This window comes from Sulfurovum lithotrophicum, from assembly GCF_000987835.1.
GTDB lineage: Bacteria > Campylobacterota > Campylobacteria > Campylobacterales > Sulfurovaceae > Sulfurovum > Sulfurovum lithotrophicum.
Genome location: NZ_CP011308.1, coordinates 347,758 through 370,978 on the forward strand (window position 1 = coordinate 347,758; position 23,221 = coordinate 370,978).

22 protein-coding genes are annotated in these 23,221 nt (G+C 41.3%); 11 read left to right on the forward strand and 11 right to left on the reverse strand.

Going from position 1 to position 23,221, the window contains the following annotated elements; all coding sequences use genetic code 11:
- Window positions 1–162 precede the first annotated feature (162 nt).
- Window positions 163–756 (forward strand): hypothetical protein, encoded by a 594-nt coding sequence (locus tag YH65_RS01705; RefSeq protein ID WP_046550354.1) that lies wholly within the window; start codon window positions 163–165, stop codon window positions 754–756.
- Between the two features lie 76 nt (window positions 757–832).
- On the opposite strand, the gene trpA is transcribed toward YH65_RS01705, so the two are convergent.
- Window positions 833–1,576 (reverse strand): tryptophan synthase subunit alpha, encoded by a 744-nt coding sequence (gene trpA, locus YH65_RS01710; RefSeq protein WP_046550355.1) that lies wholly within the window; start codon window positions 1,574–1,576, stop codon window positions 833–835.
- Window positions 1,577–1,712: 136 nt separating this feature from the next.
- Between trpA and panB the strand changes: the two genes are divergently transcribed.
- The 5 genes from panB (at window position 1,713) to YH65_RS01735 (ending at window position 6,570) form a co-directional block, all read left to right on the forward strand.
- Window positions 1,713–2,525, forward strand: a complete 813-nt coding sequence (gene panB, locus YH65_RS01715) for a 3-methyl-2-oxobutanoate hydroxymethyltransferase (protein WP_046550356.1) — start codon at window positions 1,713–1,715, stop codon at window positions 2,523–2,525.
- Window positions 2,525–3,538 (forward strand): Holliday junction branch migration DNA helicase RuvB, encoded by a 1,014-nt coding sequence (gene ruvB, locus YH65_RS01720; RefSeq protein WP_046550357.1) that lies wholly within the window; start codon window positions 2,525–2,527, stop codon window positions 3,536–3,538. Before panB ends, ruvB begins: the two co-directional genes overlap by 1 nt.
- Window positions 3,528–4,571: an AI-2E family transporter gene (locus YH65_RS01725; protein ID WP_012083863.1), complete on the forward strand. Its 1,044-nt coding sequence runs from the start codon at window positions 3,528–3,530 to the stop codon at window positions 4,569–4,571. The genes ruvB and YH65_RS01725 overlap by 11 nt, the downstream gene beginning before the upstream one ends.
- Window positions 4,572–4,648: 77 nt before the next feature.
- Entirely contained in the window at window positions 4,649–5,329 is a 681-nt protein-coding gene (locus YH65_RS01730) for a response regulator transcription factor (RefSeq protein ID WP_169745680.1), read from the forward strand.
- On the forward strand, window positions 5,326–6,570 hold the full coding sequence (locus YH65_RS01735) for an ArsS family sensor histidine kinase (RefSeq protein ID WP_046550358.1): 1,245 nt from the start codon (window positions 5,326–5,328) through the stop codon (window positions 6,568–6,570). Before YH65_RS01730 ends, YH65_RS01735 begins: the two co-directional genes overlap by 4 nt.
- 78 nt (window positions 6,571–6,648) lie before the next feature.
- On the opposite strand, the gene YH65_RS01740 is transcribed toward YH65_RS01735, so the two are convergent.
- From YH65_RS01740 to hemB, 4 genes are all read right to left on the reverse strand, one after another.
- The gene (locus YH65_RS01740) at window positions 6,649–7,953 is read right to left on the reverse strand and encodes a (Fe-S)-binding protein (RefSeq protein ID WP_046550359.1); all 1,305 of its coding nucleotides are present in this window, start codon (window positions 7,951–7,953) and stop codon (window positions 6,649–6,651) included.
- Between the two features lie 88 nt (window positions 7,954–8,041).
- Entirely contained in the window at window positions 8,042–9,409 is a 1,368-nt protein-coding gene (gene hemN, locus YH65_RS01745) for an oxygen-independent coproporphyrinogen III oxidase (RefSeq protein ID WP_046550360.1), read from the reverse strand.
- Between the two features lie 100 nt (window positions 9,410–9,509).
- Window positions 9,510–10,433: an ornithine carbamoyltransferase gene (argF, locus tag YH65_RS01750; protein ID WP_046550361.1), complete on the reverse strand. Its 924-nt coding sequence runs from the start codon at window positions 10,431–10,433 to the stop codon at window positions 9,510–9,512.
- Window positions 10,434–10,548: 115 nt separating this feature from the next.
- The gene (hemB, locus tag YH65_RS01755) at window positions 10,549–11,526 is read right to left on the reverse strand and encodes a porphobilinogen synthase (protein ID WP_046550362.1); all 978 of its coding nucleotides are present in this window, start codon (window positions 11,524–11,526) and stop codon (window positions 10,549–10,551) included.
- Between the two features lie 110 nt (window positions 11,527–11,636).
- Here hemB and ribA point away from each other — a divergent pair, with 110 nt between their 5' ends.
- Window positions 11,637–12,206 (forward strand): GTP cyclohydrolase II, encoded by a 570-nt coding sequence (gene ribA, locus YH65_RS01760; RefSeq protein ID WP_046550363.1) that lies wholly within the window; start codon window positions 11,637–11,639, stop codon window positions 12,204–12,206.
- Window positions 12,207–12,442: 236 nt separating this feature from the next.
- Here ribA and YH65_RS11165 read toward each other — a convergent pair whose 3' ends face one another.
- The 6 genes from YH65_RS11165 to YH65_RS01790 all read right to left on the reverse strand — a co-directional run bounded on the left by YH65_RS11165 (window position 12,443) and on the right by YH65_RS01790 (window position 20,699).
- A complete protein-coding gene (locus tag YH65_RS11165; RefSeq protein WP_052746053.1) occupies window positions 12,443–14,956 on the reverse strand; it encodes a PAS domain S-box protein in 2,514 nt (837 codons plus the stop codon).
- Window positions 14,953–16,575, reverse strand: a complete 1,623-nt coding sequence (locus YH65_RS01770) for a response regulator (RefSeq protein ID WP_052746054.1) — start codon at window positions 16,573–16,575, stop codon at window positions 14,953–14,955. Before YH65_RS01770 ends, YH65_RS11165 begins: the two co-directional genes overlap by 4 nt.
- A 33-nt stretch (window positions 16,576–16,608) precedes the next feature.
- Entirely contained in the window at window positions 16,609–16,926 is a 318-nt protein-coding gene (locus YH65_RS01775) for a hypothetical protein (RefSeq protein ID WP_046550364.1), read from the reverse strand.
- Window positions 16,907–18,787, reverse strand: a complete 1,881-nt coding sequence (locus YH65_RS01780; RefSeq protein ID WP_046550365.1) for a hybrid sensor histidine kinase/response regulator — start codon at window positions 18,785–18,787, stop codon at window positions 16,907–16,909. Before YH65_RS01780 ends, YH65_RS01775 begins: the two co-directional genes overlap by 20 nt.
- A complete protein-coding gene (locus tag YH65_RS01785; protein WP_046550366.1) occupies window positions 18,784–19,893 on the reverse strand; it encodes an FIST N-terminal domain-containing protein in 1,110 nt (369 codons plus the stop codon). Before YH65_RS01785 ends, YH65_RS01780 begins: the two co-directional genes overlap by 4 nt.
- 155 nt (window positions 19,894–20,048) lie before the next feature.
- Window positions 20,049–20,699 (reverse strand): response regulator transcription factor, encoded by a 651-nt coding sequence (locus tag YH65_RS01790; RefSeq protein WP_052746055.1) that lies wholly within the window; start codon window positions 20,697–20,699, stop codon window positions 20,049–20,051.
- 558 nt (window positions 20,700–21,257) lie between these two features.
- On the opposite strand from YH65_RS01790, the gene YH65_RS01795 reads away from it, so the two are divergent.
- From YH65_RS01795 to YH65_RS01810, 4 genes are read left to right on the forward strand one after another with little or no spacing between them, the layout of a single operon-like run.
- Window positions 21,258–22,016, forward strand: a complete 759-nt coding sequence (locus YH65_RS01795; RefSeq protein ID WP_046550367.1) for a thioredoxin domain-containing protein — start codon at window positions 21,258–21,260, stop codon at window positions 22,014–22,016.
- A gap of 6 nt (window positions 22,017–22,022) precedes the next feature.
- Window positions 22,023–22,613, forward strand: a complete 591-nt coding sequence (rsmG, locus tag YH65_RS01800; RefSeq protein ID WP_046550368.1) for a 16S rRNA (guanine(527)-N(7))-methyltransferase RsmG — start codon at window positions 22,023–22,025, stop codon at window positions 22,611–22,613.
- The gene (locus YH65_RS01805) at window positions 22,610–22,837 is read left to right on the forward strand and encodes a PP0621 family protein (RefSeq protein WP_046550369.1); all 228 of its coding nucleotides are present in this window, start codon (window positions 22,610–22,612) and stop codon (window positions 22,835–22,837) included. Before rsmG ends, YH65_RS01805 begins: the two co-directional genes overlap by 4 nt.
- Entirely contained in the window at window positions 22,834–23,214 is a 381-nt protein-coding gene (locus tag YH65_RS01810; protein ID WP_046550370.1) for a hypothetical protein, read from the forward strand. Before YH65_RS01805 ends, YH65_RS01810 begins: the two co-directional genes overlap by 4 nt.
- Window positions 23,215–23,221: the final 7 nt, after the last annotated feature.

The window sequence follows — 23,221 nt, forward strand, 5'->3', positions numbered from 1 at the left end:
ACTTTAAATTGTTTAATAGGGGTTTTCAGAAAACAATAAGCTTCCCGGATAAATTTTAATTATCAAAATGATGAAGCCCAATATTTCAACAATTTCTTTTTAAGAATAGCTTTACATGGACTATGCAATAATTAAGAAAGATCAAATTAAAGGAGGATTTTCATGAAAAATTTTAAAACACTGGTTTATATTCCGCTTCTTCTTGCTTCACTTTTAACGGTTGCGAGTGCTGATGATGTTGTTGATACGTTGAATGGAGTTATCAAATCTTATGAAAAGGGGGAGTATGGTGCTGCGGTAGAAGACTTGAATTATGTATTGCAGCTTATCCAGCAAAAAAAGAGTAAAGGCCTGGAAGCCTATCTTCCGGAAGCACTTGCAGGATGGAGTGCAGAAAAAGCAGAATCACAAACAGCTGGTTCAGCGATGTTCGGTGGGGGCATAGCAACCTCCAGAAAATATAAAAAAGGTTCATCCAGGATCAAGATAGAGATCATTACGGATTCTCCGCTTATGCAGAGTATGATGAGTATTTTTTCCAACCCGATGTTTGCTACAGCTGATGGCGGAAAGCTGGAACGTATCAATAGAGAAAAAGCGATCGTAAAATATAATGACGAGAGACAAAAAGGTGAAATCACCATTGTCGTAGCCAGACGATTTTTAGTCAAAATCGAAGGACAAAAAGTTTTGCTTGATGAACTTAGAGCATATGCAAAAGCGATTGATTTTAAGAAATTGAAAAATTTACCCTAGTTTTCAGGGGAGCTCGAAGAATTAAGTAGTCCCTACTTCAAAAGAGTAGTAAATTTTTTAAAAGCAAAAGTGAAGATCAAAGATTTATTTTCTCTTTGATCTCTCTGGCAATAGCAGAGATCTTAGTGATCTTCTGTGTATCACTCAAAGTGTTATCAAGTAACACTTTTACAAATGCTGAACCTACAATAACACCGTCAACCCCTTTGGCTTTTTCTTTAGCAGTATTCTGGTCAACACCAAACCCTACATAGACCGGTGTGCTGGTGCATTCTTTGATATTGGAGATAATAGGCTGAAGGTCCTCGCTGTGTCCCGCGCCGGTGATACCGGCATAGGCGACAAGATAAATAAATTTTTTTGCATCGATGACAATCTGTTCTATACGTTCTTTGGAATCTGTGGGTGCGATAAAATCTATCAGATTCAGACCGTCAGCTTCAAGAGCAGGCTTGTAAGGTTTTGCCTCTTCCAATGGAAGGTCAGGGATGATGAAACCGTGCACACCGGTCTCTTTTGCTCTGGAAATGAAATAATCCATTCCTTTATGGTAGAAGGGATTGAAATAGCCCATCCAGAGCGTATCAATATGTGGTGCTATTTTAGCAGAAGCCTCGAATAGATGCTCCAGTTTGAAGCCGTTCTGAAGCGCTTTGAGGTTGGCAGCTTCTATGACAGGACCGTCTGCTACCGGATCGGAGAAGGGCATACCGAGTTCAAGTGTATCCACACCGGCCTCTGCCAATGCCAGTGCAGCATCTACCGTGAAGTCCAATGAAGGGAAACCGGTGGTAATATAGGCAACTAATTTTTTATCCAAAATATACTCTTTATATGTCAATATGACTATTATTTGTGATATTATACATTTTTTTGATAAAATGAGTACCAAAATACAACCGGAGTGGTTCAACAACAATGTTGCCGACAGACTAAGAAGGAATAGATTTTATATTATGAGCATCCATACCCCAAGAATAGAAAAAAAGATCACTTTGTCGACTATAGCCAAAATGAAAGGCGTTGAGCCCATTACGATGGTGACGGCTTACGATGCACTTTTTGCCCAGCTCTTTGACGGTGAAGTGGAGATGATCCTGGTCGGTGACAGTCTCAATATGAGTTTTCTGGGCAAAGAAGATACACTCTCTGCCACGATGGACCAGATGATCTATCATACACAGGCAGTAGGCAACGGTGCCAAGTCGGCATGTATCGTTTTTGATATGCCTTTTGGTTCCTATACGACAGCCCAACGCGCCCTTGAAAATGCTGTGAGGGTCTATCGTGAGACAAATGCGCAGGCGGTGAAGATCGAAGGTGGAAAAGAAAAGGCTGACATCGTACGTGTCCTGTCAGAGAATGGGATAGCCGTAGTTGCACATATAGGCCTGATGCCTCAGCATGTACGCAGTGAGGGCGGCTATAAAGTCCGGGGGAAAGATGAGGAAGACATTAAGGCATTGCTCGAAGATGCTTTGGAACTTCAGGCTGCCGGGGCTGCCATGATACTGGTAGAGGGGGTCAAAGCGGAGGCAGCCAAAGTCGTGACAAAAGCTGTGAAGATACCGACCATCGGTATCGGTGCGGGGAACAGTACGGACGGCCAGGTACTGGTCTGGTCCGATATGTTCGGTTTCTTTGAAGCCTTCAAGCCCAAATTCGTCAAACGTTACTGCGACGGTGCCAAAGAGGTAAGAGAAGGGTTGGAGCAGTATATCAGCGAAGTGAAATCGCGAGCATTCCCGGATGAGGAGCATACGTATTAATGGAAAGAATGGTTGAAATAGAGCGTTTTGACGAAGAGGTTTCGTACGAAGTAACACTTCGTCCGAGTTCCTGGGATGAATATATCGGGCAGGAAAAGATCAAAAAAAACCTAAAAGTGTTCATTGAAGCGAGCAGGCGTAGGGAAGAGGCACTTGATCACATTCTTTTCTTCGGGCCTCCTGGCCTGGGGAAGACGACACTGGCGAACATCATCGCTTCTGAAATGCATACCAATATCAAGACCACTGCGGCACCCATGATCGAAAAAGCGGGTGACCTTGCAGCCCTTTTGACCAATATCGAAGAGGGTGATATTCTTTTTATCGATGAGATCCACCGTATGTCCCCGGCTATCGAGGAGATACTTTACCCGGCAATGGAGGATTTCCGTCTCGATATCATTATAGGCAGCGGCCCTGCGGCACAGACGGTGAAGATAGACTTGCCACGCTTTACTCTCATCGGTGCGACCACACGGGCAGGTATGCTTTCCAACCCGCTGCGTGAACGTTTCGGTATGCATTTCAGGATGCAGTTCTATACTCCCGAAGAGCTTGCAAAGATCGTTTCTCAGGCATCGCACAAACTTGAAAAACCTTCCAAAGCGGAAGCGGCACATGAGATCGCGCGACGAAGCAGAGGTACTCCGAGGATTGCCCTGCGTCTGCTAAAACGCGTACGGGATTTCTCCGAAGTGGCCAATGAAAATGAAGTGACTCTTGAAAGGGCCAGATATGCCCTCGATGAGCTTGGTGTGAATGATCTTGGATTCGACGAACAGGATATCAGGCTGCTCGAACTGCTTGTCTCCGCCAAGAACAAGCCGATGGGCCTGAGTACCATCGGTGCGGCATTGAGTGAGGATGAAGGGACGATCGAAGATGTACTCGAGCCCTACCTTATCGCCAATGGCTATATCGAGAGAACGGCCAGAGGACGGATTGCCACGCCAAAATGCTATGAGCATTTCAAACTGGGCGGCATAACACAAGGATTATTTGATGATCAGTAACAAAAGCCTGATGATCACGGCACTTTTTGTCTTTACCGTAATCGGTGCCTACAGTATCTATCAGCCGTTTTTGCTGCCCTTGAGTGTGGCCATATTGCTTACTATGGCTACCTACAATTTGACAAAGAAAATGATCAAATTTTTCAAGTCAAGAAAACTTAGTGCCGGTATTGCCACACTGCTTCTGGTACTTATTATCTTTGCACCTATTGTCTATATGGCAACGACCGGGGTCGGATATATGACACAACTCGATGTGGAGAAGATCAAACATGTCACGGAGGTGTTCAAGACATTTGGTGAAGAGATCCCTTTTGTCAAAGGATGGGTACATACTGCGCTTAGTGATAAAGCCATAGCAGGGTATGTGCAGGATGCCACCTCCTACCTGACAACGGCTGGTTCTGTGGGGATCGGTTTTGTGAAAAATATGATCCTTGTACTGGTTTTCTATTTTCTGATCAACTATTATGGAGAGCGTTTCTTTGAACTGATACGTGCATTGCTGCCGATCAACAAAATGAAAAGTGCCAAGATGATACATGAAGTATCCTCCACAATGGAGGTAGTCTTTTATTCCATCATCATCACAGCTATCTTTGAAGGTTTTCTTTTTGGTATTATGGTGAGCTATTTTGGTTTCAACGGGCTGCTTTTTGGTATGATCTACGGCTTTGCCTCCCTCATTCCCCTCATTGGAGGAGCAGTGGTATGGGTACCGGTCTCGCTTTATGCCTGGACCACTATCGATGCCAATACGGCGATCTTTATTGCTTCCTATTCTGTAGTGGTCATCTCCATCATTGCCGATACTTTCATCAAACCGGTGATCATCAAGGTGATCAAAGAGGATCTGCTCAAAAGCAATATCGAGGTCAACGAGATCGTGATCTTCTTCTCCATATTGGCGGGGATGAGTACCTACGGTTTCTGGGGGATGATCCTCGGGCCGGCAATCACGTCATTCCTGATCGCCATTACCAGAATATACATTGAATACAATTCCAAAGAGCAGTTGATGGCTAAACAGTGAACAGAAGATTTTCATTAACTTGATGCTATTATCTGCTCTAACTATTTTTCGAAAGAATCAAATTAAAGGAAAGAGCTATTATAAAGATATTGATTATAGAAGATGACCCGGAACTGGCGCTCATCCTGACGAACTACCTTACCAAGTACGATATGGAGGTCATCGGTGCGGAAGACCCTTATATCGGGCTCTCCCTGCTAACGCAGCATGATTTTGACCTGATCATCCTTGACCTCACTCTTCCCGGGATGGATGGACTGGAAGTAATCCCCAAGATCAGAGAGATCACCAATATTCCTATCATCATCTCTTCGGCGCGTGATGATATTACCGATAAGGTGATCGGTATGGAGCGCGGAGCGGATGATTATATGCCCAAACCGTATGATCCAAGAGAACTTGTAACACGTATCAAAACGATTCTGAGACGGACACACAGTGCAGAGGAGAAGAAAGAGGAGAAGCGGGAGATATTTGTTGCCGACCCAAAGGCACATACGATCACCTTCAAAGGGCACCTGCTCGACCTGACAGCAGCCGAGTATGATGTGCTCGGTATGCTGATCCAGCACAAGAACGGTTCAGTATCACGCGAGCAGCTTCTCTATGAGAGTGAACATATCGATGATGACAGCTCCATCAAGAATATCGATGTGATCATTTCCCGTATCAGGCAGAAGATCGCGAAGATCGATCCGGACCATATTTATATCAAGCCTATACGCGGTGTAGGATACCTTCTGACAGACCGTGTATGAAAAATATTTCCGTCACCGCATTCATCCACATTCTTTTCTCGGTAGCGATCGCCATTTTGCTCGCTACTTTTCTTCTCTTCCTCTCCTGGGATAAAGACCGTCAGAAGATCGAAGAGTTTAAGCGTTACCAGCTTATCTCTATTACTTTTCTCTCCAACCTGCGGCTGAATCCTACAGAAGAGGAACTCAAACAGCTTTATAAAAAACTGCATGTTGTTCCTGTAAGTAAAGAAGAGATCGAATTGATCAAGAATGAGATCAGAAATAACGGCAAGACAATCTTCAGTGGCGGATCGAGTGCAGGACGGGTAAGAGTCTTTAATATAAATGATACCCATTATATCTATGTGCAGCGTATGTCGTACAATCTGATGCTGCGGGATAACAAACCGAAGGATTATAAATTCGAAATCGCAATGGCGACGGGCGTATTCCTTATCCTGCTCCTGCTCCTGCTCTACCTGGCAGTCTTGAAAAAGCTTTATCCACTCAAAAAGCTCCATAGAGAAATACAGCGTTTTGCCCAGGGTGATATGAATATCCGTATCCATTATGAGTATGATGATGAAATCGGAAAGATCGCAAAAAGTTTCGATGATGCCATCAGGCATATCAATGAGTTGAGCAACTCGAAGAACCTTTTTATGCGCAATATGATGCATGAGCTTAAAACACCGATCACCAAAGGGCGTATCGTGGCGGAGATGCTTGAAGACGAAGGGACCAAAAAGATACTTGTACGTGCATTTGAACGTATGAATGAGCTCATCTCTGAACTGGCCGAAATCGAAAGGGTCACGACACAGCGTTTTGAGCCCAATATGGAGTATGTCACTCTTGAAGAGGTGCTTGAAAAAAGCCAGGATATGCTTATGGCGGAAAAGAGCTGCGTCAAGATGGAGATCAGGAACAGGGCGATCACCACCGATATCAATTTCATGGCGCTGGCGATCAAAAATCTGTTGGATAACGGTATCAAGTACGGGGAAGACAAATGTGTCCTGCTGAGAAGCAATGAGCATTTCATAGAAGTGGTCTCAAGAGGAGAGGTGTTGCATCACCCACTGGGCTATTATACAGAACCTTTCTCTCAGGAGGAAAAGCGAAGCAGCGGGTTCGGACTGGGGCTGTATATTGTCAACAGTATTTTGATGAAGCTTGGCTATAAGTTGGGATACCGCTATGAAGAGGGAATGAATATCTTCATGATCGAACCCGATATGAAGCGGCGCTTCGGCTGACCTGAAGACAGTGTCCGCGTAGGGTGCGTAATAACCACGCACCATAAAACAAGTATCTACTCCAAATCCCTATGGGTACTATCGTAGTGCCTCTGCGATCAGCTCAAGAGGATTTTTGAAGATCGTCTCCACCCCTGCATTATTCATCGATTCGCTGATCTGAACACGGCAGGCTGAGCACTCCGCAGAGACATAATGTGCTTTGGTCTCTTCGATCATCGCGGCTTTCGGTTTACCTGCTGCTTCGGCGAAATGGAACTTCTCTGTCTGCATGGTCACCCCGCCGAAACCGCAGCATCTGTTGGGGTCTGACATTTCGACCATCGGGTAGTTCGGTGCAAGGAGGTTGCGGGGCTCTTCGTAGATTCCCTGTACTTTTCTGGCATGGCAGGGGTCATGGTAAGTGACCACTTCATCGAAACGTTTGCCTTTTTCCTCCAACATCTCTTTGAGGTTGGTATTGTCATGCAGCCAGACGGTGGCCATATGTATCTTCTCCCCCACCTTTTTGGCTCTGGCTTCCCAGTCGGGCATATCATGGTTTTTAAAAAAGACCTGCCAGTCATGTTTGACCATTGCTGAACAGGTCGCTTCTGGAATGAGCATGGCATCACATTCATCCATGAAACTTTCGAAATATTCGATGTTCTTTTTGGTCATGTATTCTACTGAAGAGACATCCCCTGTAAAGTAGGCAGGTGCACCGCAGCAAAGCTGGTCTTTGGGAATGAAGATATCGATATTGAGCTTCCCCAGTATCTCTACCAGGCCGTTCCCGATACCTTCATAATTGTAGTTGCCCAGACAACCGATGAATATGGCAACACGGGGGTTTTTCTGTTTCTGCTCGGGTGCGGGTATCTCTTCGGGGTAAGTGTTAAGAAAAGAGGTTTTCATCATCGAGGGGATGAGACGGTCCTTTTTCATCATCGGCAGCGAGAATCTGGCTCTCAGTCCTCTGCCCTTGCTGTCTTCTGCCAGTGCGCAGGTCTTGAACATAAAACCGAATTTCATGACAAAGTCCATGATCTTCCGGTGACGAAGCAGGAAGAAAAATCCTCTTTTGAACCAGGCAATGCCGTATTTGTCGGCGATGTCTGCCCGTACCTCTTCTATGACCATATCGGTCGGAAGGGAGTTGGGGCATACATCGACACAGTTTGTACAGAGAAAACAGCTCTCGAAGATATCTTTCGCATTTTTGTCCAGTTCAAGCTGTCCCCTCTGGTACGCACCGAGAAGATCGATAAACCCGCGTGGAGATGTTGTTTCGTCCGGGTTAATCTGGTGGATCGTACAGACAGGGATGCACTTACCGCATTTGATACAGTCGTCGCTGGTAGCGGTAAAGTTGAAAATCTCTTCTGGTTTTTTCAAACTCATTCCTTATTACCCGTTTCTGATTAAAGGTGGGCAATTGCCCACCCTACGGGGTTCTATTATTTTATAGGGGGCAATTGCCCACCACTTTCTAGACCGTTTTTGAAAAACTTTTTTTGTTTCCACCGTACTGATGCATGTAGGCATCGAACGGCATGGCGATATTCCGGATCAGCAGAGTCCCTGTAGTTCCTACGGAAATTTTTTCATCAGTGACAGTAATAAGATCTGCATCTACGAACTCCTGAAGTTCCTCAAGTGCATCGGCAAAGTATTCTTTGAAATCGATGCCGTGTTCTTTTTCTACACGTTTGATGTCGATGGAGAAGTTTGCCATCAGCTCCATGATGACTGCTTTGCGCAGGTAATCGTCTTCGCTGAGCTCTACACCTCTTTCAAAAGGGAGTTTTCCTGCTTCAATGGCAGCCTCATAGGCCTTCATATCTTTGGTATTCTGCGCATAGTAGTGACTTCCTTCACCGATACTCGTCAGGCCGATCCCGATGAGGTTTGCGCCGCCTTTGGTGGTGTAACCCTGGAAGTTTCTGTGCAGTTCGCCTTTTGCAATGGCAGAGAAGAGTTCATCTTCAGGCTTGGCAAAGTGGTCCATACCTACCATTTTATACCCATTGCTCTCAAAAAAGTCAATAGTATACTGGAAGATCTGCAGTTTGACATCCGGTGCCGGCAGGGTAGTCTCATCGAACTTGCGCATGGTCTTCTTCATCCAGGGTACATGGGCGTAGTTGAACACTGCCAGTCTGTCCGGGCTGAGGGTGAATGCTTCCTGAAGTGTCTTTTTGAAACTCTCGAACGTCTGGTACGGCAGGCCGTAGATCAGATCGACATTGATGGAATTGATACCGTATTTCCTGGCAAGGTCCACGGCTGCCTTGGTGATCTCGTAGGGTTGGATACGGTGGATTTCCTGCTGTACCTTCGGGTCAAAGTCCTGTACACCGAAAGAGATACGGTTGAAACCGTGTTTCTGGAAAACCTTCATCTGGTCTTCATTGAAGAATCGGGGGTCTATCTCACAGCTGACCTCTGCATCTTTACTCCAGTTTGGGAAGGTCTTCTTCACATAAGTGACGATTTCGTCAAGCTCGAATGCTTTGTAAAAGGTCGGCGTACCTCCGCCAAAGTGAAACTGTATCACTTCGCGGTTCGTATCGAGGTGCTCTGCAAGGATGTCTATCTCTTTTTTGAGGTATTCAATGTATTGGCTGAGTTTTTCTTCCTTGGAAGTAAAGACCACGTTGCAGCCACAGAAATAACATGCGGAACGGCAGAACGGCAGGTGTATGTAGAGTGAAAGTTTATCCGTACCTTCATCGAGGTATTTCAGGTATCTTTCATAGGTGAAATCGTCATTGAACTCCAGTGCGGTAGGGTAAGAAGTATATCTCGGCCCCGGCTTGGAGTATTTGCTGAATTTTTCGAAATCGATGTTGCTCATTTGTTTCCTTGCATGTATGTAGTAGGGGGCTGTATCCTCACAGCACCATTTTATCAGCGTGCTGTGAGGGCACAGCACCCTACGCGTTCAAAAGAGGCTTTTAGCCTCGATGCTGATCCAACCACACCATGATCCCTTTCTGGGCATGGAGTCTGTTCTCCGCTTCGGTAAAGATGACCTCTGCATGTTTTTCAAAGGTCTCTTCGCTGACCTCATAGCCACGGTATGCCGGCAGGCAGTGGAGAAAGATGGCATCTGGCTTTGCCAGGGACATCATGGCTTCATCGACCATGTAGCCATCAAATACCTTGAGGCGGATTTCTTTTTCATCCTCCTGCCCCATGGAAACCCAGGTATCGGTGGTGACGATATCACAGCCTTTGACGGCTTCTCTGGGGTCATGGCCGAAGCTGATCTTCGCACCGCTCTCTTTGGCGATCTCCAGTGCATCGGCAACGATGGCAGGGTTGCATTCATACCCCTTGGGGGTCGCTACTCTAAGCTCAAAACCGAGTTTGGCCGCCAGCATCAGCCAGGAGTGTGTCATATTGTTTCCGTCACCTACATAGGCCACTACAGGGTTCTTCTCTTTCCCAAACTCTATCATCGTCAGGTAGTCTGTCATAAGCTGTACTGGGTGGTAAGAGTCTGTGAGACCGTTGATGACAGGCACTTTGGAATAGGTTGCGAACTCTTCGAGTTTTGACTGTTCAAAGGTTCTGATCATTACCATATCGACCATACGGCTGATGACCCTTGAAGTATCTTTCATCGGTTCACCGCGCCCCAGCTGGATGTCATTGGCAGAAAGGAAAAGCCCGATACCGCCAAGCTGGTAAATCCCTGTCTCGAAACTGACACGTGTACGTGTGGAACTCTTCTCGAAGATCATCCCGAGTGTCTGTCTCTCCATGTAGGGAACAAACTTCTTCTGTTTGGTCTGTGCCTTGATCTTTTGAGCCAAAGCGATCATTTCCAAAAGTTCATCTTTAGTGAAATCTTTGAGTGTTAAAAAGTGTCTCATTGGACCGCCTTTTTGCCTATCGCATATGGATAGTAAAATTTAAAAGAGATTATTTTACCATAAATGGGTTGAAAGTTGTAAAATTATATGAGTGCTGGGGGCGGGAACCCCCGATTTAGAATTGTTTTTGCAGTAAGAGTGCAGCTTCTTTTGCATGATAGGTGATGATGATATCCGCCCCGGCACGTTTGAAACCGAGCAGTGTCTCCATCATGACCCTGTCATAATCTATGACACCTGCTTTGGCCGCCATTTTAAGCATAGAGTATTCTCCGCTGACGTTGTAAACCGCCAGTGGCAGGGTGGTGTTGTTTTTGACATCGCGTATGACATCCATGTAAGCCAGAGCAGGTTTTACCATAAGAATGTCTGCTCCTTCCTGTTCATCTGCAACACTTTCTGCTATAGCTTCTGTTCTGTTTGCCGGATTCATCTGGTAGCTTCTTCTGTCTCCAAAGCTTGGACTGCTTTCTGCTACATCACGGAACGGACCGTAGTAGGCTGAAGCGAATTTGGTAGAGTAGCTCATCACAGGGAGGTTTTCAAACCCTGCATTATCAAGTCCTTTTCTAATAGCCTGGATCATCCCGTCCATCATACCGCTCGGAGCGATCATATCTACACCGGCTTTAGCATGTACAATAGCTTGTTTTGCCAGATTGTCAAGGGTAATGTCATTATCAACTGTTTCCAGTACAGGGTCAAGTACACCGCAGTGCCCGTGGTCTGTATATTCACAAAAACACAGATCGGTGACAACGAACATATCAGGGTGTGCAGCCTTGACGGCTCTGACCGTTTCAGCCATTATCCCGTGTTCACACATGGCATCAGATCCTACAGAATCCTTTGTATCGGGGATACCGAAAAGGATGATGGCTCTGATGCCGAGTTTTTTTAGTACATCGCATTCTTTGACAACCTCATCGATACTCATCTGGTAGACTCCCGGCATGGAAGCCACTTCGTCTTTGATGCCTTCACCGCTTCTGGCAAAGAGCGGATACATAAAATCATTGACACTCAAATGTGTCTCCTGTAGAAGATCTCTTAAAACGGGGTGGATTCTTTTTCTTCTAAAACGTGTGAACATAAGTATTGCCTTATTAAATATTTTGCTTATTTTAACAATTCTATTGCATTATTTCGATTAATTTCTAATTTCTAATTTCTAATTTCTAATTTTTAAAGTATACTTTCGGCATGAAAAACATAGAGATATCACAAATCGCTACCTTACCGACCAAATACGGCACCTTCAAAATACAGGCCTTTAAAGATGAATTGGGGAAAGAACACCTAGCTCTTTTCAGTGATGAACTTGTAGAAGCCCCTATCGTCAGGGTGCATTCAGAGTGTCTGACGGGTGACGCACTGGGCTCTGTCAAGTGCGACTGCGGTGAGCAGCTCCATTTCGCACTTGAACTCATTGCCAAAGAGGGCGGTATGCTCATTTACCACCGTCAGGAAGGCAGAAATATCGGCCTCTTAAATAAAGTGAATGCCTATGCCCTTCAGGATAAAGGCTATAACACGGTCGAAGCCAACCACCAGCTGGGTTTTTCTGCGGATGAGAGAACCTATGAGATTGTCGAATTCATTCTGAACCATTTCGGCATCAAAAAGCTCAAACTCCTGACCAATAATCCCAAGAAAATAGAAAGCCTCGGTTCCATAGAGATCGTAGAGCGTCTGCCCATACAGATAGCACCAAATCCGTATAACGAGAAGTATCTCAAAACAAAGAAAGATGAGATGGGACATCTGCTTTAATGATGTAGTATGTTGAGTTTTAAATCATGTGCATTTGGTCAAGAGATTTATTGTGATACTTTCCAAAGCAGCTTCACTTTCAAGATGTGATTTTATTTCATTTAACTTTTCTGCCAGTGCATGATTCCTCAAATTAAACAATAGACCTTATCAATGAAATTTTTTTTATAAACTAGGAGCAAGAAATTTGTTGGAAATTTCAAGTCTAATGTTTATATAAATATTGAACGGTCTCTCTAGACGCGCATCATATCTTCTTTAACTATTACAATCCTAAACAAAGCACCATCTACAGTATTCATCACACTAAGCTTTCCAGCACAATGTTCTTCAACAATCGTCTTGCTCATATAGAGTCCAAGTCCCGTACCCTCTTTTTTGGTTTTAGTACTAAAATAAGGATCAAAGATATTTTCCATGATCTCTTCCGGTATGCCCCCGGCGTTATCACTGACTTCTAAAATATATTTGTCATTCTCTTTATAGGTGAATATTTTGATATAAGGATTCTCTGTTTTCTTCTCAAGCAGTGCATCTTCTGCATTTTTAATGAGATTTAAGACCACCTGTTTTAACTCATTGGAATAGGTACTGAACTTATCGTGACAGTTTAACTCCTGGATCAACTCTATATTACTATTTTTAATGGAGATACCTATAATCTCTAGAACGGATGCTACAAGTTCATCGTATGATGTCTCTACTTTTTTCTTAGTTGGTTTAAAGAAATTTCTAAAATCATCGATGGTTCTACTTAGATGTTGTGCGAAATTGGAAATATCGTGTGCTTTTTGTTGAGCAGTATCATTATCCAGCTTATTTAAACTGGCTTTGAGCTCTATGGATGCACTGGTTGAAGAAATGGCAGATAGGGGTTGTCTCCATTGATGCGCGATCATAGATATCATCTCTCCCATTTGGGCCATTCGGGATTGTTTTATCAAAAGAATGTCTTTTTCTCTTATTTGCCACAGTTGAGCATCAACTTCCTGTTGTAAATGATCATTTAAATGTTTGATCTTATCCTCTGCTTTCTTTTGCTCTGTGATGTCACGAGAAGAGCCTATTATACCGATAGGCTCTCCTTTCTCATCTTTTAGCAGTGAAAGAGAAAGCTCTGCAAATATGACTTTTTTTGACTTTTTAAGTAAACGTATCTCTGCCATATACGTACCTCTTTGCATAAGTTTATCAATATTTTTTTGGAGTAATTCGTAATCTTCTTCTAAATAGAGTGATCTAATATGTTTCCCTGATATTTCATCAGCTTTATATCCAAGCAATAGCTCTGAACCTGTATTCCAACTATTAATATAGCCATCAAGGTCAGTTGATATCACCGAGTCATGGATTTGATCAATAATTTGTGCCTGGTGGGAGTATTTGAGTTGTAGTGCTTTTTGCTCGGTAACATTGGTATGGATCCCAACCATACGCAAAGCTTTTCCATGCTTATCATATTGTATTATACCTCTGCCCAATATCGATAGCCATTGTCCATTTCTATGTTTCAGACGATGAATTCTTCCAGTATGCTCTTTTTTAGCATTGACAGTTATTTGAACATCCGACATAATATCTTCATAATCGTCAGGATGGACACGATCTGCCCATGTAGAAAAGAGGTTGGGAAGTTCATCATCTCTGTAGCCCATCATCTGCTTCCATTGAGGAGATATGTAAACACTATTATCTACCATGTTCCATTCATAAACACCGGCATTATAGCCCAAAAGTGCCAACTCCATACGCTCTTTAAGCGTAGTATTTTCATCTTCCAGCCTTTTTCGCTCGGAAATATCTCTCCAGACACCATGAAGCAGCTCATCCGCATTCAATGTGATCCTAGTTAATACGATTTCGGTCCAGAACATTTCACCGTCTTTTTTTTGATATAACCATTCAAAACTATGTGTGCCGTTTTCAAGTGCAATCTTTGTCATTTCAACCATTTTGACAATAGAACGTTTACCATCAGGTTGATATTTTGGCATAAATTTTGAGAGATCTGTAGTTAAAACTTCCTCTTTTGTACTATATCCAAACATTTTCAATATTGCTTCATTACAGTCTTGAAACCTACTTTCTTTGATAAGCATTATTCCATCTGAGGATTTTTCATACATGGTCTGGAATGTTTCTTCTAAAAAGGCCGTATTTCTCAATTTAATATATTGACGATATCCAAAAACTATATGCAGTATCATATAGAATAATAAAAAAAGAGCGAGTGTCAGGAATATTTCTCCACCATGCAATAATGCAAGAATAATAAGAGGTGTTACACTCAAACTTACAAATAGTATAAAAGTAATAATGACATTACCAAGAGTAGAGATTGAAGTTGCAGCTATTAAAATAATTACTATAGTCATTAGAAGAATATACAGATCAGGAACATTATAAATATACATGAACCATATTATCACTGCATACAGTGCAGCAGTGAGTGAGGTTACTGTAAGCAATGCTATAAGATATTTTTGTATATTCTTTTGAGAATATGACTTCTTTAAAAAATAGAGCAGTTTTTTACTAATAAAAATACGTCCGATAAAGAGAATAATATGTAAAAATAGCCAAGTATAAATCAAATTATGTGGCAAAAAAGAATAGAGTATAAAGGCACTTACAGATGAAACCATAATATTTGCGGCAAATGCCCCAAAGATGGCGGTCTTTGCCATATTTGAAATTAGTTTTGGATGATAATCTAAAGAGAATATTTTTTTAAAATTTATTGTTTTCATATTTTGATCAAATACTTTCGCAGAGTACTGGTGAGTGAAGAGGGATCAACAGGTTTGCTCAAGTATTCATCCATACCAGCTTTTAAAAAGCGTTCCTTATCCCCTTTAAGGGCATTTGCCGTTAATGAAATGATTGGTGTATGTTTTAAACTACCCTCTTTTTCCATAGTCAAAATTACTTTAGTCGCTGCAGTACCACCCATTTTTGGCATATTCTCATCCATCAGAATTAAGTCGTATTTTGTGGTTTTGAACTTTTCAATTGCCTCAATACCATTGATCGCGGTATCATATGTTAAGCCGGCATTGTTGAGAATAATGCCAAGGAACATCTGATTGGCTTCAATATCTTCAACAATCAATATATGACCCTTGAGAGGCTCTGTAAGCTCAATACTCTGGGTACACTCTTGGTGTATATCCTCAGAAACCGGCATATCTATAGCCAATGTAAAAGTACTTCCCATAGTTTCTTGACTCTTAAGTGTTAATGTACCGCCAAGAAGTTCAGCCAGTCTGGCACTGATAGACAACCCCAGACCCGTACCACCATACTCCCTGCTTGTTGAGTGCTCTGCTTGTAAAAAAGGTTCAAATATAAGCTTTTGTTTATTTGCAGGAATACCGATGCCAGTATCTTGGACACGAATAGTTAAACACTCCTTCTCGTAATAAACAGAACATTTGATACTTAAACCCTTTGGTGTAAACTTAACAGCGTTAGAGAGAAGATTTGAAAGGATCTGCTTGATTCTGTGTATATCAGAGAAAAGAAATTTTGGTATATCATCAGCAAATTCAATTTCAAACGCAATATTTTTTTGAGATGCTTTCTTCTGAAAAAGTTCCATGACTGTGATCAACTCTTCATAAGGATTAAAATTGATATTATCAATCTCCAGGTTTCCATTATCTATTTTACTAATATCTAAAATATCACTGATGATCTGCAGAAGTGAATCCGAAGAGCTTTTAATGACTTGTAGGTATTTGAGCTTTTCTGCATCCGTCTCGTTTTCATGCAGTAGGGAAATAAAACCGGTAATTGCATTAAGTGGTGTGCGAATCTCATGTGACATATTTGCTAAAAATTGGCTTTTTTGATATGAAACATATTCAGCTTCCTTTTTTGCTGCTGCTAAAATAAGATTTTTCCTTTGGATATCTTCATATTGTTTTTTTATAACTTTTTTATTTTGAAGAGAGGTTGCAATATGGAAAATCTTTTTTTGAAATTGCGTAATATCTATGGGTTTTAGTATAAAATTTGAAATTCCCATATTGATCAATTCTAGGAGATAATCTGATTCATTGTGGGCTGAAATGATGAGAATTATTTGTTCTTCATTGAGTGATAAAATTGATCTGCTCATTTCGATACCGTTCAACTTTGGCATCTTGATATCAGTAATGACAATATCATAATACTGATTATTATCATTGTAGTATTTTTTATACTTTTGAAGACCTGTCTCCCCATTTTCTGCTGAATCAATTTTTAAAAAAAAATCTTCCATCATACCCAGAGTGCTGTTGTGTACTACTGTATTGTCCTCAACATATAAAACGGTTAGATCTTTACTTAATTTTATTAAAATTTCAAGTTTCTTGTTTATCATAAGTATTCCATTTTGTTTGTAGCGTTGTTCGCTTTATGTCTCATCAAACAATATTTGTGAAATTTCTTTTAAGGCAACGTCACTTTCAAGATGAGATCTTATTTCATTTAATTTTTCTGCCAGTGCATGATTTCCTAAATTGAACAATAGCCCTTTTAGCGCATGTAAAACATTATTGATCTCATCGATGGAAATCGTATCTTCATGAAGCAATATCTCTAATTTGGTCAAATTTGCCTGCAAGTCTTTTTTCGCCCGATCAACTAATGGGGTTATCTGTTCTTCCGGAAATCCAAACGCTTTGAGGTGCTCGTATGCAATGGCTTCTGTTTCACGGATTATCTTTTTCATCTATCACCCTTTCAATCATTTCAAATAAAATATCAAGTTGTAACGGTTTTTCAAGTAATCCCGTAAAACCGGCTTGTGCTACTTTGCCATAGGTACTCTTGTATATGTCCGCTGTCAACGCATATGTTGGAGGTACATGATCATGAATGGTTTTTAGTCTTTTTAGAACTTCAAAACCGTTCAAGCCGGGCATTTTCAAGTCTATAAAGACAAGATCATACGCTCTGGATTTATACATTCCCAGCGCTTCATAACCATCTGTTGCCAAATCTATGTTGGCAAAAGGATATTTTTTTGTTATGAACATTTTAAGTATTTCCAGGTTTGTTTCCATATCGTCAATAGCAAGAATATGTAGGTCTGCCTGCTTATTCGTATCTGTTTTTTCTATGGTTTTTTTGGACTCCAGTATAGTTCTAGGCTTCAAATATGTTGATATCGGGGCAAAATGATGATAAATTTTATCAAAGTGTTCAAGAGAGATATTTTGCCCGGTCTCTTCGGCAATAAAAGTTGTTTTGTTAAATATCCCGAGTGTTTTCAGGTAGTTTACAAGTGCATCGAATCTTATGTAGCCATCGTGGGAAGTAGTGATTGAAACAATGTCTGGGGCTTTATCTTTTTTGGCCAGCATGCATGTTATGAATTTCTCCGGATTATTGAAGGTGATGATCTTGTATCCATACTCTTTTAGGAAATGCATCTTCTGGTCAAATCCGTATGTTTCTTTTTGGTCATTGAAAAAGCAAATTGTTCTCTGCTCTATTTTGCCAGGTTCATTGCTTTCCTTTTGCAATGTGACAGTAAAAGAAAATGTACTTCCCACTCCGACCTTGCTTTTGGCAGTTAAAGTTCCGCCTAACTTTTGTGCCAGCTTCTGTACGATATACAGACCGAGTCCTACCCCGTTCCTGTCTGTTTTAAAGCGGCTGAAAGGGTCAAACATATTTTTCAGCTCTTTGGGCGTCATTCCTATACCGCTATCTTCAACCTCAAAGCATATTTCTATACTTTCTTCAGATTCCTGGATCTTTCTGACTTTGAGATGAATAAAACCATGGTCCGTGTATTTAATGGCATTGCTTAACAGGTTCATAATGATTTCTATGAACCGCTGGGCATCCCCCAATACTTTTTTTGGGAAAAAGTCCACCTCGGCCTTAAAGACCACATTTTTTTCTTTTAATCCTATAGTAAGATTGTCGATACATTTCAAGATCATTTGATCTACCCAAAAAAATTCCTCTTTTATCTCCATCTGCCCGGCGTCTATCTTTGTGCTATCCAAAATGCCGGTGACAAGGTTCTTCAACACCGAAGATGCATTTTCGGCTTTCTCAAGAAAGGTTCTGTCCTCTCCTTTTAAAATATCTTTTTCCTTTATGAAAGTAATATAGCCGATAATAGCATTGAGTGAAGTACGCATATCATGGGAGATCCCAGAGATCATAAGCTGTTGTGTCTCAAGTGTTTGGTTTAATCTCTCACTTACACGCTGCAAGATAGTATGAATAATGCTTTCTCTTTCTTCAGCTATTTTGGCGTAACGGCAGCGCTGAATGAATATCGTTTCGAAAAAAAGATTAAAAAATGTTTTTAACTCTTCTTTGTCGGAGGCATATTCTTCTCTGGAAAGTAAAAAAGAAAAAGTCTCAATCATACACTTAAGTACTTGCATGGAATATTCAGGATCGTTTTGAAAATACATAGAATATCTGATCGTGTAAAAAAGTTCATCGGTTTCTCCGAGCAAAGCTTTTTCCAGATAATCCCCCATCATCTGAGATTTTTCGAGCCCCATACCAAATTGGCCGGCTACATTTTTAATGATCTGTTGTTTGTCTTTTTTATGCAGTTTCATGTGCTTTCTCGCTTTTCGGTGAGTACGGCAAGTGTCAATGTCTGGTTTTGCAATACGGAAAGATCCTGAGGATCCAGAGGGCCTATTTCACCAAATGAATGCAGACCTATAAAGGGGATATAAATGTTTTTTGCAAGCCGCATGATGTAGATCGGCTCCATTTGCCCCCAATGACCCTTATAGGCTACACAGGCAAATAAAAAAGCGATACTGTCATTTGTAACAAGATGGGAAAATTTGTCCAGTTGGTCTATTTGCTTTTCTCGGCTAAAAGGTATGGCCAGCTTGAGTTTGTCACCTTTTGAAACCTTCTTAAAGAGAGTGATTGTTTTGGCTTTCCTGTCTATCGACAAGATAGAAGAGATAGGTTTTTTAAAAGAGTGATTATGATCATTAAATGGTGTAATAAAAAACGGTTGGTCATATGACTCAATGGTTTTCAGAGATAAGGTACCGATCATACTTTCGATCATATCCAGTGCCGGTCGATGTTCAATTTCAATAATTTTGAATCCCTCTGTGCGGGTAATCTCCAGATCAAATCCTACCGGATCAAAATCATGTGCCGATATGCCTTTAAGAGAATAGTCTTCTTGATCGATCAGCCATACCAGGGTGCTTTCAGAAAGATATTCTCCGTTATAAAATATGCTTCCCCCTTTTATATCGGATGATTTAGCTCCTGCGATCGCACCGAAAAAACTGTTTTTACCGATATTTTCCTGCAGTTGTACAATGATCTGTTCAAGAGCATTGCCGTAACGGGAACTTAGAACAATGGCGCTGTATTTTTTATTTTTTTCGACAGGAATCTTCTGTTTTTCCTGATCAGGGAAAAGCTGCAGCTTATAGGATCCCTTTTTCATCTCTATACACATATAGATACAGGGGTGTGTCCGGTTCACATCAACATAAGGGATCGAATCATAAATATTACTCTCACTGCTGCATCCAATAATGTCAACATCGGGGAAACGGGCTTTCAGGGTTTCACTACATTGAGAAAAAAGTTTCTCTTTGTCACTCTCATAAAACCCTACTATAACTGTCGGTATGAAACCAATAGAGTCAATTTGATCAATATTTGTCAATACAGCGTAATTCATTTCCCTTCCCTTTATACAATAAATTGTCAATTCAATTAAAGTATTAACTATAGAATAGTATTTTTTATCTAAAATATATGTAGGAATAATCTTACTTATACTATTATTTTAGCTTTTTAATAAATGCATCAAAAGGTAATATTCTGGCTTCTTCTTCACTCAAATTCATGCAGAGCAAAATGAATAAGCTGATTGATATTGGAGAGTGATAGTTTTTCCAGTATACGTTTGCGATAAGTAGATATAGTTTTAGGACTTAAATCAAGTTTTTCTGCGATCATTTTACCGCTATAGCCTGAGCTAAGCAGGTTATACACTTCAAGTTCCCTTTTGGATAAAGACGCTATCGAGATCTTTGGTGTCTTGTTTAAAATGGTACCATAAGGAAGCGTTTCCCTATATGCCGAATCAAGATACTTTTCCCCTTCAATGATGCTGTTTATTGCAAGTATCAGATCGGTAGATACCATTTTTTTATTTAAATAACCCGAAGCTCCAGCTTGGAGAGATTGTAAAGCATAGGGGTCTTCAGGAAACATGCTTAAGATCAATATGGGCAGTTCGCTGAATTTATCACTGATTTCACGTACAGTGTGTATGCCATTTTTGTCACCGAGATTTAGATCTAAAATCAAAAAATCATAGCTTTTTTTGGAAAGAAGGCCCATGAGCTCATTGAAGGAAGAAGCTTCATCCTCAATGTAAAAATCCTTTTGGGACTCCAAAATAAACCTGATGCCGCTACGCACGATCTCATGATCATCTGCGACAATGATTTTATAGGTATGATTATGATGCATGCTCATCCCCCTCCCTTTTTTTCACTCAAATATGAGCAACTTGCAGATCTCAATGAAATCAATTGCTTTACTATTTAAATAAAAGTATTACCAAGAGATTACTTATTAAATATTGATTTGAATATGAAAAAAAGCCTTTTTCACTGCTCGGTAAATGTAATTTTAGATGATTTATTATAACATAGTTTTATTATAATGGTCAAATTATTTTAGGTCATAGTGTGATCTGTACTAGTGTTCAGAACTGGCTCAGTCGTTGCGTGACAGTGTTAAGTGCTCAGAGTTACGAAAGTGCAGTATTATATTTTTTTGAAGCGCTTAAAGATCAGAAGGATAACTGCTGTTTCAACAGCAATAAGCAAAAAATGCAGATCATAGACTTGCTCCTGACTGTTTGTTTCACCATAGAGAGTCGATATTTGAGTAAAAAAGATACCCAGATTTAAGATTTAGGGGCTTTAAGGTGCTAACTGACTCTAATGGTGAAAATAACTTTTAAGAAAAATGGAAAGAAACTATTTTATGTTATACTCCTACTCAACAAATCTTCAAGGGAAATCCCAAATGAAACACATCTTACTGTATGTAGTGACAGGAATGATGCTCGCAGGTATACTTCAGGCATCAGAGGTCATCACCGACAAAACAAAACTTCAGGAAATCAAAAAAGCCAATGCAGTACTGCAGGACCCTGTGCTTACGATAAAAGGTGCCATAGAAAAACCCAAAAGCTATGTGCTGAAACTTGAAGCAAAATCTCCGCGTGGTTCACAGAAGCTTACGGCATTTTTGAACAAAGAGACGGGAGACCTTTATATTGGGTCCGGGTATGACAAAGAAGGTAAGGAGATCGTATTTCCCACAGATGCCAAGATCGTCAATGAAGGGGTTTCGTTCAGTTACGGCAAAGGTAGCAAAGATATTTACCTCGTGACCGATCCTCAGTGCCCTTACTGCGGCAGATTTGCAAAAGCTGCAGAGGGAAAACTGGATAACTACAGGGTACATGTCATACTCTTCCCGCTTTCATTTCACAAAAAGGCACCTGCCATGGTTGAGTGGATCATGCAGGGCAAAGATGACACAGAGAAAAAAGAACGTTATGAACAGGTTATGCTGAAGGGCTCTACCGAGTACAAATCGCTCATCAAAGATGAAAAAAAACCGTTTGTCTACTCTTCTAAAGCAAAAGAGAAGATGGATGCTTCCAAAAAGGCAGCTGTTGAACTTGATCTTCGTGGTACACCGGCCATTTATGATGCAAACTTTCAACCCGTTTCACAACAGATATTGCTAAATCCTACAACAAAAGAAAGGAAATAAAAAGTAGTGGAACTGTCACAGTACCTTGATGCCGAAGGCATCATTCTGGATGATGAAATAATTGGTAAACTTGAAGGCTTTGCCGTACTGCTGCATGAATGGAACCAGGTGCATAATCTTACCGGAGCAAGATCGGTAGCGGCGATCTACGACAACATTGTCGATTCGCTCTATCCTCTGGCTTTTATCAAAATACCAAAAACACTGTTGGATGTGGGAACGGGAGCAGGTTTCCCTGGACTGGTGCTTGCCATTGCGCTTCCGGAGACCGAAGTGGTGTTGGCTGAACCGTTGAAAAAACGTGTCTCTTTTTTGAAGTATGCCACCATGGATCTCGGGCTGAAAAATGTGAAGGTGGAAGCGAAGCGGGTTGAAAGTGTGGAGCATGAAGCCTTCGATATGATCAGCTCGAGAGCAGTGACCAATACAAAGCTTCTGCTTGACCTTACGTCTCGCATCAGTGATGAACATACAGAATATCTTTTTTACAAAGGAAGCCGTGTATTTGACGAAATAGCGCAGGTGGAAGGTCAAATGAGTTATGATATAATACAAAAAAACCAGAGAAACTATCTCTATATAAAGAATGAAACATGATATTGAAACTGATCATTTTTGCGATCGCCGGTATATTTATCTATAAACTTTTGGGCGGAAAACTGCCGACAGTACCAAAGCCGAAAAGCAAGGAACAGAAAAAACTCGATGAGGATACGCTGGTGGAATGCAGTAAATGCGATACCTATGTGACAATGAAGGAGTGCATTATAATACATGGCAAATACTATTGTGATGAGTGTGCAAAGGAGGAAATGAGATGATCATTATAGGGCATCCGTGGATTGAAAGCAGTCGTTTTCGAAAAGTATTTTCCAAAGATGATATAGAGCAGAGTAAATCAGAAGAAATCGTTCTGCTTGAACCGCTGGTCGATTCGGTAGAACTTGCCAAGTATTGTCAAAGCAATGATATCCCCTATGCGATTACTGTGAACAGTCTGAATGAGGCATTGTTTGCCAATGCGTTGGATGCGAGTTTTATGATATGCAAAGAGGAAGAAGCTCTGCTGATCCAGCCGATAGCTGAGAAGTACCTTTTCGATACGAAAGTACTGGTACTTATCCATGAGGAAAAAGAGATCGTCAAGATAGCCCGGTCGGGGATAGATGGTGTAATCTTTGTTGAAGCGATCTGCTGATCCCTTT